Here is a 10571-nt window from a genome sequence, read left to right as displayed (position 1 = left end):
CCCGTACGGGCCTGCTAGCGTTTAGGTCAACCCTTCACTACCGGGTTCACTTTGACGTCTCTGAGAGGACACACCACATGTCTCGACTCATGTCACGCACCATCACTGCCGCCGCACTGGCTGTATGTTGCGCAGTCGCCACCGCACCAGCCCATGCGACCACAGTTGTCGACGACGACGTCGCCATCACCTCGCCATACAACGACACAACAATCGGCTGGTCAACACCCGATGCACCATCCGCGCAAATCCAGAGCCGATCTGCCGAGCAAAGTTTCCCTGCGGCCTCCGCTTCGCAGGACTACAGCTTCGAATCAAAGGAGCTTCCCGATGGCGCTCAGACCTTGATCCACATCAACAGTGATCAGGCACCTCGTCAGTACGCCTTCCCCATCGACCTCGGCGACAACGATCGCCTGGAGACCATGGAGGACGGCACCGTCGCCCTGAACTCAGACCGATTCCCGCAGGGAGCATTTGAAGCGCCCTGGGCCAAGGATGCCAACGGAGTAGACATCCCCACCCACTTCGAGGTCAAAGACAACCAGCTCATCCAGATTGTCGACTTCGACTCTGATACCGCTTTCCCGATCGTCGCCGATCCGCAGTTCAACTGGGGGAATGTATCCGGTCACGTCTACCTAAACAAGTCTGAAACAAAAAAGGCTGCAGCTGCTGCAGGAGGCGGTGGAATTGCCGCACTTCCTTGGCTCGCACTTGTCCCTCCGCCTTTCAGCGTCGTGATTGGGTCTAATGTAGTCAACATTGGGATCTGGGCCACCGCGGCGGTGGCACAAAACAAGTGCCTCCAACTCAAGCTGGGTGCAACGGGTGGCCTGATTCCCCCTCGCATCGGCGTCACCCCTGAACACTACACCGGCGGATACTGCCGCTAGTCCGTACATCTGAGGATTCCGGGAGAGTCACTTATATGCAGGGCAGACGAAGAGATTATACGCGCTGGAACCTAATGATATCGGGAGTGTCATGCCTGGTTGCAGTTGTGGTTGCAGTCCCTCTGGTGGCAGACATGGACGGGTGGCACCTATACGCTAGCATAGCAGTTTTCTTTATAATTGCAGTTATCGGATTTTGGTCTACCAGAAATAACGACAGAAAACCGTCGAAGTTTCTTCCTCCCGTTTTCTTGACTGTAGGAACGTCCATTGGTATTTTCTACCTACTCTCTTCCAGCATAACTCCGGCGATTTCCGCTCTTGCTACCGGAGTAATTTTTTCCGTCTTCAGCATGCAAGAATCAACAGATAATCTCCTGGGCTTTGTCAAAGAAGGGTGATGAGCACTAATTAATCACACGCACGGATTGCCCTTGCAACAGCGCCTCTCAATGGGATCTGTATACAAAATCACCCAGATTTAGGGCTAGGCCGTGTTGCTATAGAGTGTTGATTTCATTCGTTCCAACGTCGCAGCCAAGCACACCACGGCGTGATGGCTCCCGGCGGTTTTTCCCACCGGGTAGCCACCCCACGCCACTGCTTGAGCCGGCTGAAGCAACGCTCCACCACATTGCGGCACCTGTAACGCTGGTACTTCTTAGCACTGAAGGCGGCGAGCCGGCCACGGTCCTGACACCGGTGAGCGATCTACTTCGACAACACGCCACTGCGACAGTGTGTCACCGACCTCATAGACCTGCTGACGCTGCTCAGCAGAGCAGCCAGTGGCGAACCGGTCACACCAGATGTGCGGTGCTGTTGCAAAGCTGGTATCAGTCGGTCAGGATCGGTGCTCATGGGCATCTTCTCCGGTAGGCACTACCCCAAAGACGTGATTCTCTGGGCTGTGCGTTGGTACTGCCGATACGGAGTGTCCTACCGCGATCTCGAGGAGATGCTCACCGAGCGCGGTGTGCCGGTGGATCACACCACCATCTACCGTTGGGTTCAAAAGTACGGCCCCGAACTGGATAAACGCACCCGGTGGTACCGTCAAACCTCCCCTTGGTTCTCCGATTCCTGGCGGGTTGATGAGACCTACATACGGGTCGGTGGGAGATGGTGCTACCTCTACCGGGCAGTCACCGCAGACGGTCGAACCTTGGATTTCTACATGTCCACTAAGCGCAACACGACAGCAGCGACACGGTTCCTGGGTAAAGCACTGCGTTGTGCTGGTCACCGCAGCCGAAACGGTGAGTGCCCCGGTGGGCCTAGGGTGATCTGCACCGACAAAGCGCCCACCTACACAGCGGCGATCGCAGCGCTGATCGACAAGAAGAAGCTGTCGACGACAGTGGAGCATCGGCAGGTGAAGTACCTCAACAACGTGATCGAGGGGGATCACGGCCGGCTCAAACGGATCCTGGGGCCCAAGGGTGGCGGGTTCAAGACCCCGGTGTCTGCCTACCGGACGCTACAAGGAATGGAGGCGATGCACGCGCTGCGCAAAGGCCAGGGCAGGATGTTCGCCTTCGGGTGTGCGAACCCGGATGTGGTGATCGTGGCGAAAGCCTTCGCAGACGCCTGAGAGATCAGGGCTACGGGTGTGGACCGCCTTCTCGATCGGCGACCGGGCACCGCCAGCTCCACTTTGCAACAGCACCTCCTCGAGGCCAACAGCATCGCCGTTAATCGGCGACTGGGCGGGCTGGGAAGTATCCAGCTCTCGGCCGTGCGTGCCGCCCTCGCCGACTAGAGCCCCCGGCCGACTGTCGTCTGGCCACGCCGCTGTGTGCATCAGCTCACAGCCGCGCGAGCAACCTCGGCGTCCTGCTCTGGTGTTCCGCCAGAGACACCGAGTGCCCCGAGGAGGTTTCCGTCCTCATCAGTGATGGGCACACCGCCTCCCATGAGCAGTAGTCCACCGCTGGTGTGGTCGAAGTGCGCGAGGGGTTCACCCAACTGCACGGGAGCGTTTAGCGCTTCGCTCGGCATCTCGAACATCACCGAGGTCCGTGCTTTCGCGACGGCGAGGTCGTTGGATGCCAGCCATGCTCGGTCCATGCGCTCGAAGGAGACCAGGTTTGCGCCGGCGTCGAGGACGGCGAAGACCGCGTTCAGCCCTAGTTCCCGTGCCTTGCGCTTGCCTGCATCGATAGCCCGTGTGGCTGCTTCGAGGGTGATTGTGGGCTGTGCCATAGGTTCTGCTCCTTCGTTCTCTGGCGAGGAATTAGGCTTTCTGGGTCCACTCGGTTTCCTGCCACTGCTTGGCGGCAGCAATGGTTTCCTGTGGCCGCATGGTCCGGTAGTCGGGATTGTCGGACGTGATCGTTTCAACCATCGCATCGATCATCTCTTGCGGATCGGCCTGATCAGCCAGCGAATCCCCGAAGTCGGGCATGGGCACCTGCGCGGTGTCGGGGTTGTACCACTGCACGTAGCTTTCAGCGCCGGTGTCGTTGAAGCCGGTGTTGAACACTCCGGGGTTCACGGTAGCGACCTTGATTCCGGAGGGCTCGAGTTCGGCCTTCATTGACCCTGCGATGGCTTCGATCGCGTGCTTGGTGGCGCAGTAGGCCCCCAGGAACGGGACAACGAGGATGCCACCCATCGATGAGGTCCACACGATACGTCCCTGCTGACGCTCGATCATCTTCGGTGCGATGGCCTGTACCAGTTCGAGATGGCCGAACACGTTGATGTCGAACGACTCGCGGACTCGCTGAAGTGGGATGTCGACGACAGCTCCACCTTCCATGACGCCTGCGTTGAGCACGAGCACATCCACGTCGAAACTTGCGGCATGGGAGATGTCGATGTTGTCCCGCAGGTTGAGCTTGATGACAGTCAGTTCAACATCGGCAGCGTGTGCGTCTTCGCGGAGGCTTCGTACCTGTGGCCATGTCTCAGCGGCCGCGATGACGTCCTGGCCTTGGCGGGCTAGTTCGATGGCTGCTCCACGTCCGAATCCACTGCTGGCGCCGGTAATGAGAATCTTCTGGGACATGCGCACTCCTTGGGGTAACTATCTGAATACTTACATGGACAAGTGTGACACCCCTGGACCCCCGTGTCAATAACCAGTTGGTTACCGGTAGGTTGGGAGCCATGCCACCCAACGCCGCCGAAACCAAGCGAAGGATCTTGGAAGCCGCCCGTAGTGAGTTTGCCGAGCATGGCCTGGCGGGTGCCCGAGTGGACCGGATCGCCGAAACGGGCAATGTCAACAAACGGTCGATCTACGTGCACTTCGGCCCCAAGGACACCCTGTTCGACATCATCGTGGCACGATCGCTGACTGAGATGGCAGAGGCGGTCCCGTTCACGGTCAAAGACCTCCCCGGATACGCAGGAGCACTGTTCGATTACCTGATTGAGCATCCAGATGTCCTGCGGTTGACCTCGTGGGCCGGCCTGGAGCGCCCCAATGCGTCTGCCGGCGAGGTCGCTACATACGCGCCGAAGATAGCGGCGCTTTCGGAGAAGTTCGGTGGGCAGGCAGTCGATGTTCTCGCCCTGCTGTTGGGTCAGGTTACGGCGTGGCAGTATGCCTCTCCGGCGCTTAAGGTTCACTCGCCGGAGGAACCTTGGTCAGCTAAACGCTTGAGGCATCATCGAGGGCTGCTCGTCGCCTCAGTCGCCAGCCTTATGGGCGCCGCAGAGTAGACAGCAACCTCACCATTTGCGATAATTGCGTTTATGAACGCCACGGCCCGTCGATCGTCCTTCGAGACCACCCTTCCCGCGGAAACTGAATCCGCTCAGATCCTCAGCCTCGCCAAGGCTCTGGAGGCGCGTGGCAAGACCGTAGAATCGCAGCCGGCCAGCATCACCGTCGACGGAACCCGCCACGAACTCCCTGACGGCCTTGCCGACATTCTCGTCAACGTGGCCACTACCCTCGCCAGCGGTCAGGGAGTCACCGTCGTTCCCAGGCACCGCCTGCTCACCACGCAGGAAGCCGCGGAACTGCTCAACATCTCCCGACCCACGCTGATCAAGATCCTCGACGACGGAGCGATGCCCGTCGAGTACCGGGGGAGTCACCGGAGAATCCGACTGCAGCACGTCATCAACTATCAGGAGTTCCTGCGCACACGGCGCGCTGAAGCGCTGGACCGCATGCAGGCCCAGAGTCAGGCCGACGGGCTCTACGACATCCTCGACACCGCCGTGGACGCGGACTAGCCGAAGCATGTTCACTGTCGTCCTGGACGCCTGCGTCATCCTCCCTGCCACGCTCAACGACTCCATTCTCCGACTTGCCGAAGCCAGCTGCTTCGGCGTCAGATGGTCTGACGCCATCATGGACGAGGTCAGGCGGAACATGGTTGCAGAGAAGTTCGGGATACCTCCGGAAGCGGCGGACCTCCGGCTGGGAGCTATGCGAGAAGCGTTCCCCTTCGCAGACGTCAAAGGCTACGAAGCGCTCGTCTCCGCGATGAACAACGACCCCAAGGATCGCCACGTCCTCGCGGCGGCCGTGCGTTCCGGCGCGCACACAATCGTCACAAGCAACCTGAAGGACTTCCCACCGGAAAGCCTGTCCCCCTGGGACGTCGAGGTCGTGCACCCGGACCAGTTCCTGCTCAGTCAACTGGACCTCGATCCGAGGAAGGTACTCGAGGTTCTCAAAGCTCAGGTCAGCGAGAACAAGTACCCACCCCGATCCGCCAATGATCTGTTTGCGTCACTGCGCAGGTGTGGAGTGCCTGACTTTGCAGATGAGCTAAGCCGTCACTGGTGAGATGTTCGTCACGGCGTAGGGGCTCACCGTGGCGAACATCTCACCAGTGCGATACCGGTCGCCGCCCCGGGCAGTACGGTCACCGTTTTGTCCGAGGCGCCGTCCAGACCCACCGCGCGGATACTGCCCGACAGGTCGGAGACATAGGCCACCCGGTTCTCCTCATCCAGTGCAAGCCCGATTGCCTCCTTGAACCCGGTGGCCAGCACAGTCGGCGTACCGCCCTTCTTCCCTGGGGTCGGAACGGCGGCACAGTTCAGCGAGTTGCCGTGCGGCCCCGTGCCCCGGTCAGTCCAGTAGAGGGTTCGCCCGGTGCTATTGAGTTCCAGGTCGATAGGTTCCGGAAGTCCCTCCCACAGCAGTTCGATGTCTCCTCGGCCCTCTGCTGAGCTACTGACGGGGAGCTCGAGTCCGGCGCGGAAGATCCGCCCCTGGCCACCGCCGGCAGGGCCCTTCTGCGTCCAGTAGAGGTACCCGTTCACCGGGTCGACGCACACTCCGACACACCTCTCCTCCTCTTCTGTCGGCCCGCGGCCGGTCGTGGAGACCAGGAGTGTCACGTCGCTGCCGTCCCGCCGGGACCGGTACACGGCTTTTCCCTCACGGTCACACCAGTAGAGCATCCCGGTCGTCGGGTCTGTGACGAGTTGTTTACCGGTGGTGAAGGTTCCCGTCGGCACGATCTGCTCCACCTCGGAGCCGTGGACGGGCCCGCCGTCGAGCGACACCCGCACGACCGCGCCGTTGGTGTCCGTGTACTCAGGTTCCATCCCCGGCCCGGCAGGCGGGCCGTCCGGCCGGCCCATCAGTGAGACATACGCCGCCCGCTCGCTGCTGTCGACGACGATCCCGTCTGGCGACGCGAGCCCACCGGTGACGACCTGGGTCACCTCACCACCTTGCGGGTCGACCCGGACCACAGCTCCGCGGACGACATCGAGGGCGTACAGGTGAGCTGCAGTGGAATTGGGGCGGTACACGGTCGTGATCCCACGGAGTGTGGCAAGAACCGTGTCATACCTCAACTGAGCAGGATCCGCCGACAACGGCCCCTGGAGCACGGCACCGACATGTGCGGCGATGATAATCCGGGTCGCTTCGAGGGGATCACCGAGGAGTCTGAAACCGGCCTGCTGGACTGCGTTGGCGAGGACGGGGAGCAGTCGGTCGGCGAAGCGTTCATTGTGCTCACGCAGCGCCGACAATGCGGCGGTGTCCCTGGTTTCGCCGGCACTTGCTGCGCCAGCGAAGCCGACACGCAGGGCGAACCACTCGAAATCTGGGGGAATGACCTCCACCAGGTCCCGGGCGACATGTGCCAGAGCATCATCTTCCCCGGGCTCCTCACTGCAGGAGCGTCGGACACGTCCGAGACGGTCCAGAAGTTTCTCAGCATGCTGTTCGTACGCGGCGAAGAACACCTCGTCCATGGACGAGAAGTTGGAGTAGTAGGCACCACGGGTGAATCCGGCCTCTGCACAGAGTTCATCGATGCTCACATTCGTGCTGCGACGACGCACGAACAGTCGTTCGGCCGCCGCGACGAGGGCCCCGCGGGTGTTTGTCCTGGTACGACGCAGTTCAGGTGGCACAATCGCTCCAATCCGGTACATAATGAATTCAGTACAAAGTGTACTCGAAATGTCCGGTGTCCACACGCCGGAGAAGGAAGGCACGATCATGAGCACAACAGGCACCCGTCCCGTCGTTATCATCGGTGCCGGCACCCTCGGTCGCCGCATTGGCGCCGTATTCGCCGGCGGCGGAGCGACGGTCCGTATCATCGACTTCTCGCCCGAGCAACGGGATGCCGCGCTGGCCTACGTCCGCGACACCGCGCCCCGACTCCGCGATCAGCTCCAGGAGGCCCGCCCCGACCTCGGCACCATTCCCGCCGGCAGCGTCGAGGGTTACGAGGACTCCACAGAAGAGTCATTGCCGGACGCATGGCTGGTGATCGAGGCTGTGCCCGAGAATCTCGACATCAAGCGTCCTCTGTTCGGCACACTCGATCGGTTCGCGCCCGGCGACGCGATTCTCGCCACGAACTCCTCCTCCTATGCCTCGAGCATGGTGATCGACGAAGTCACCCACCGCGACCGTGTCCTCAACATGCACTTCGCGATGCCCCCACGGTCAATGGCCGTAGAGCTGATGTCCGACGGTGAGACGTCCCCGGCGATCATCGAGCGCCTGGAGAAGGAACTGCCGAACTACGGGATCCTGCCGTTGGTCGCGAAGAAGGAGAGCACCGGCTTCATCTTCAACCGCATCTGGGCGGCGATCAAGCGCGAGAGCCTCGCTGTCGTCTCCGACGGCGTGAGCACGCCCGACGACGTGGATGCGATCATGAGAGCAAATATGGGTCTCAAGGCAGGCCCGTTCGCGTCCATGGACCAGGTCGGACTTGATGTCGTCCTCAATATCGAGGACCACTACGCCGAGGAAAACCCGCACCTTCCCGAAGGACCGCGTCAGCTGCTGCACCGCTACGTCGACGCCGGCAAGCTCGGCAAGAAAACCGGTGAAGGGTTCTACACCTACGATTCCGACGGAAAACGCATCGCGGAGAAGTGAGGAGTCCAGCACTCCTGCGAGCCGGAGGCCGTAGATCGGGTCGCCTTTACGTCCGCAGTGACCGAGTATCTGCTATCGGACACGATGGCCGACGTTAGGCGATCCGGGCGGTGATGCGGCTGATGTCGGTGGTCTGCCGAGCGTGCCACAGGTCATGTTCTTCCTGGAGCCCCAGCCAGAACTCAGCGGAATTGCCGAAGTACGCCGACAGGCGCAGCGCCATGCCTGCGCTGATCCCGATGGTGCCGCGTACCAGTTTCGAGATCTGCGAGCTGGTGGTGTGGATCTCCTTGGCCAGGCGGTACTGGGTGAGTTCCAGTGGCTCGAGGAACTCGATCTGCAGAATCTCGCCGGGGTGGGGTGCGGGGACCAGGGCCGCGTCGGCGGCAGTGTCAGCGGTGGTAGTCGATGAAGTCAACGTCAACAGCTCCTTTGTCTGTCCAGATGAAGATGATGCGCCACTGCGAGTTGATGCGGATGGAGTGGTAGTCGTCCAGGTTGCCGCTGAGTCGCTCGAGGCGGTTGGTCGGCGGGACGCGCAGATCGTTGATGTTGGTGGTGCTGTTGCAAAGCTGGTATCAGTCGGTCAGGATCGGTGCTCATGGGCATCTTCTCCGGTAGGCACTACCCCAAAGACGTGATTCTCTGGGCTGTGCGTTGGTACTGCCGATACGGAGTGTCCTACCGCGATCTCGAGGAGATGCTCACCGAGCGCGGTGTGCCGGTGGATCACACCACCATCTACCGTTGGGTTCAAAAGTACGGCCCCGAACTGGATAAACGCACCCGGTGGTACCGTCAAACCTCCCCTTGGTTCTCCGATTCCTGGCGGGTTGATGAGACCTACATACGGGTCGGTGGGAGATGGTGCTACCTCTACCGGGCAGTCACCGCAGACGGTCGAACCTTGGATTTCTACATGTCCACTAAGCGCAACACGACAGCAGCGACACGGTTCCTGGGTAAAGCACTGCGTTGTGCTGGTCACCGCAGCCGAAACGGTGAGTGCCCCGGTGGGCCTAGGGTGATCTGCACCGACAAAGCGCCCACCTACACAGCGGCGATCGCAGCGCTGATCGACAAGAAGAAGCTGTCGACGACAGTGGAGCATCGGCAGGTGAAGTACCTCAACAACGTGATCGAGGGGGATCACGGCCGGCTCAAACGGATCCTGGGGCCCAAGGGTGGCGGGTTCAAGACCCCGGTGTCTGCCTACCGGACGCTACAAGGAATGGAGGCGATGCACGCGCTGCGCAAAGGCCAGGGCAGGATGTTCGCCTTCGGGTGTGCGAACCCGGATGTGGTGATCGTGGCGAAAGCCTTCGCAGACGCCTGAGAGATCAGGGCTACGGGTGTGGACCGCCTTCTCGATCGGCGACCGGGCACCGCCAGCTCCACTTTGCAACAGCACCCTCGAGGAAGTAAGCCACGCTGGCCTGTCCCCACTCTAGAAGGGTGCGCAGCGAACTGGTCAGCTTGATCTTCGCCAGCGGCATATCACCCAGGACTTCATCCAGGCCAGTGGAGGCAGGGGTGTCGCCGGTGCGCAACCGGGCGGTGAACTCCGCACTCTTTTCGCGGGTCTGTGCGGGTCTATGCAGCGCTTCTGCGCACTGCTCAGAGGGGAGGGTCGGAAGCGATCCGGGCACGGACGGAGGCTCCTGCGTGCGGCGATCATGGAGTAACGGCCAGTGCCGTTACACGACCATGTGCAACATGATCCAGTCCCGACACCCGGCCACGACACGGTGGCCCCCTTCGTTCACGTTCCGTGGCGACGGCCCCGACGATGACGCCGGCTGTGGCGACAACGACCGTGAGGACACCGGGCAGCACTATCGCGACGAGCACCAAGTATACGCCGACGCCGAACACGGGGTCGAAGAACAACTCAAGCGGACTTGCCGCCCTGTGCTGCTCATCCGGGTCCCGGGGACGCATCCGGGGCAACAAGCCTCGGCCAGAGACAGTCATCGCCGATTAGCCTTCACTGATGGTCATCTTCTTGATCTTGTCACCATCGAGGTCGAAGTCGAATCGCGACGGCCCGTTGGCGTGGGTTGACCGCCAGTCACCGACGACGGTGATCCTGCCGTTGGCGGTGGAGGCTCGTTCTGCGCTGAAGGTGGGCTGGGATCCGATGAATGCGATCTGGCTCCACTCGTCAATCTCGTCGCGTCCGGTGATGATCTGACCCCAGTCATCGACGACAGCATCGGTGGTCAACGCATCAAGAAAAGCCTGGCTATCATGGTCGTTGACCGCGGTGAAGAATGAGGCGATCGGCTCGGGGATGTCAAGGCTGGTCACAAGAATATCCTTCGGTTAGGCAGGCAGGGCGGAGT

The 10571-nt window shown here is 61.2% G+C and carries 13 protein-coding genes; 7 read left to right on the top strand and 6 right to left on the bottom strand.

Annotated elements, in window-relative coordinates; all coding sequences use genetic code 11:
- Positions 1-89 precede the first annotated feature (89 nt).
- On the top strand, positions 90-896 hold the full coding sequence (locus ACT3UN_RS16085) for a hypothetical protein (RefSeq protein ID WP_444657590.1): 807 nt from the start codon (positions 90-92) through the stop codon (positions 894-896).
- An 859-nt stretch (positions 897-1755) separates the two neighbouring features.
- A complete protein-coding gene (locus ACT3UN_RS16080) occupies positions 1756-2490 on the top strand; it encodes an IS6 family transposase (protein ID WP_444657583.1) in 735 nt (244 codons plus the stop codon).
- A 209-nt stretch (positions 2491-2699) separates the two neighbouring features.
- Here ACT3UN_RS16080 and ACT3UN_RS16075 read toward each other — a convergent pair whose 3' ends face one another.
- Together ACT3UN_RS16075 and ACT3UN_RS16070 are read right to left on the bottom strand one after the other, a co-directional pair.
- Entirely contained in the window at positions 2700-3101 is a 402-nt protein-coding gene (locus tag ACT3UN_RS16075) for a GlcG/HbpS family heme-binding protein (RefSeq protein WP_444657589.1), read from the bottom strand.
- Positions 3102-3132: 31 nt separating this feature from the next.
- On the bottom strand, positions 3133-3909 hold the full coding sequence (locus ACT3UN_RS16070; RefSeq protein ID WP_444657588.1) for an SDR family oxidoreductase: 777 nt from the start codon (positions 3907-3909) through the stop codon (positions 3133-3135).
- A 101-nt stretch (positions 3910-4010) separates the two neighbouring features.
- Between ACT3UN_RS16070 and ACT3UN_RS16065 the strand changes: the two genes are divergently transcribed.
- From ACT3UN_RS16065 to ACT3UN_RS16055, 3 genes are read left to right on the top strand one after another with little or no spacing between them, the layout of a single operon-like run.
- Positions 4011-4568, top strand: a complete 558-nt coding sequence (locus tag ACT3UN_RS16065) for a TetR family transcriptional regulator (RefSeq protein ID WP_444657587.1) — start codon at positions 4011-4013, stop codon at positions 4566-4568.
- Positions 4569-4601: 33 nt separating this feature from the next.
- Positions 4602-5090: a helix-turn-helix domain-containing protein gene (locus ACT3UN_RS16060; RefSeq protein WP_444647433.1), complete on the top strand. Its 489-nt coding sequence runs from the start codon at positions 4602-4604 to the stop codon at positions 5088-5090.
- A 7-nt stretch (positions 5091-5097) separates the two neighbouring features.
- Positions 5098-5649 (top strand): PIN domain-containing protein, encoded by a 552-nt coding sequence (locus tag ACT3UN_RS16055; RefSeq protein ID WP_444657586.1) that lies wholly within the window; start codon positions 5098-5100, stop codon positions 5647-5649.
- 23 nt (positions 5650-5672) lie between these two features.
- Here ACT3UN_RS16055 and ACT3UN_RS16050 read toward each other — a convergent pair whose 3' ends face one another.
- Complete coding sequence (locus ACT3UN_RS16050; protein WP_444657592.1) at positions 5673-7262, bottom strand: TetR family transcriptional regulator; 1590 nt, start codon at positions 7260-7262, stop codon at positions 5673-5675.
- Between the two features lie 67 nt (positions 7263-7329).
- Between ACT3UN_RS16050 and ACT3UN_RS16045 the strand changes: the two genes are divergently transcribed.
- Positions 7330-8226 (top strand): 3-hydroxyacyl-CoA dehydrogenase family protein, encoded by an 897-nt coding sequence (locus ACT3UN_RS16045; protein ID WP_444657585.1) that lies wholly within the window; start codon positions 7330-7332, stop codon positions 8224-8226.
- Positions 8227-8320: 94 nt separating this feature from the next.
- On the opposite strand, the gene ACT3UN_RS16040 is transcribed toward ACT3UN_RS16045, so the two are convergent.
- Together ACT3UN_RS16040 and ACT3UN_RS16035 are read right to left on the bottom strand one after the other, a co-directional pair.
- Positions 8321-8644, bottom strand: a complete 324-nt coding sequence (locus tag ACT3UN_RS16040; protein ID WP_444657584.1) for a HigA family addiction module antitoxin — start codon at positions 8642-8644, stop codon at positions 8321-8323.
- Entirely contained in the window at positions 8619-8768 is a 150-nt protein-coding gene (locus tag ACT3UN_RS16035) for a type II toxin-antitoxin system RelE/ParE family toxin (RefSeq protein WP_444657591.1), read from the bottom strand. The genes ACT3UN_RS16040 and ACT3UN_RS16035 overlap by 26 nt, the downstream gene beginning before the upstream one ends.
- Before the next feature lie 59 nt (positions 8769-8827).
- On the opposite strand from ACT3UN_RS16035, the gene ACT3UN_RS16030 reads away from it, so the two are divergent.
- The gene (locus ACT3UN_RS16030) at positions 8828-9562 is read left to right on the top strand and encodes an IS6 family transposase (RefSeq protein ID WP_444657583.1); all 735 of its coding nucleotides are present in this window, start codon (positions 8828-8830) and stop codon (positions 9560-9562) included.
- 644 nt (positions 9563-10206) lie between these two features.
- On the opposite strand, the gene ACT3UN_RS16025 is transcribed toward ACT3UN_RS16030, so the two are convergent.
- Positions 10207-10536, bottom strand: a complete 330-nt coding sequence (locus ACT3UN_RS16025) for a nuclear transport factor 2 family protein (RefSeq protein WP_444627007.1) — start codon at positions 10534-10536, stop codon at positions 10207-10209.
- Positions 10537-10571: the final 35 nt, after the last annotated feature.

Origin of the sequence: Corynebacterium sp. AOP12-C2-36 (assembly GCF_052379185.1) — a bacterium.
Taxonomy (GTDB): domain Bacteria; phylum Actinomycetota; class Actinomycetes; order Mycobacteriales; family Mycobacteriaceae; genus Corynebacterium.
This window is presented reverse-complemented; position numbering and strand designations above follow the sequence as displayed.

Bases quoted from the DNA above. Each gene is read 5' to 3' on its own strand.
- ACT3UN_RS16085 (WP_444657590.1), top strand. From the start codon at position 90: ATGTCACGCACCATCACTGCCGCCGCACTGGCTGTATGTTGCGCAGTC.
- ACT3UN_RS16080 (WP_444657583.1), top strand. From the start codon at position 1,756: ATGGGCATCTTCTCCGGTAGGCACTACCCCAAAGACGTGATTCTCTGG.
- ACT3UN_RS16075 (WP_444657589.1), bottom strand. From the start codon at position 3,101: ATGGCACAGCCCACAATCACCCTCGAAGCAGCCACACGGGCTATCGAT.
- ACT3UN_RS16070 (WP_444657588.1), bottom strand. From the start codon at position 3,909: ATGTCCCAGAAGATTCTCATTACCGGCGCCAGCAGTGGATTCGGACGT.
- ACT3UN_RS16065 (WP_444657587.1), top strand. From the start codon at position 4,011: ATGCCACCCAACGCCGCCGAAACCAAGCGAAGGATCTTGGAAGCCGCC.
- ACT3UN_RS16060 (WP_444647433.1), top strand. From the start codon at position 4,602: ATGAACGCCACGGCCCGTCGATCGTCCTTCGAGACCACCCTTCCCGCG.
- ACT3UN_RS16055 (WP_444657586.1), top strand. From the start codon at position 5,098: ATGTTCACTGTCGTCCTGGACGCCTGCGTCATCCTCCCTGCCACGCTC.
- ACT3UN_RS16050 (WP_444657592.1), bottom strand. From the start codon at position 7,262: ATGTACCGGATTGGAGCGATTGTGCCACCTGAACTGCGTCGTACCAGG.
- ACT3UN_RS16045 (WP_444657585.1), top strand. From the start codon at position 7,330: ATGAGCACAACAGGCACCCGTCCCGTCGTTATCATCGGTGCCGGCACC.
- ACT3UN_RS16030 (WP_444657583.1), top strand. From the start codon at position 8,828: ATGGGCATCTTCTCCGGTAGGCACTACCCCAAAGACGTGATTCTCTGG.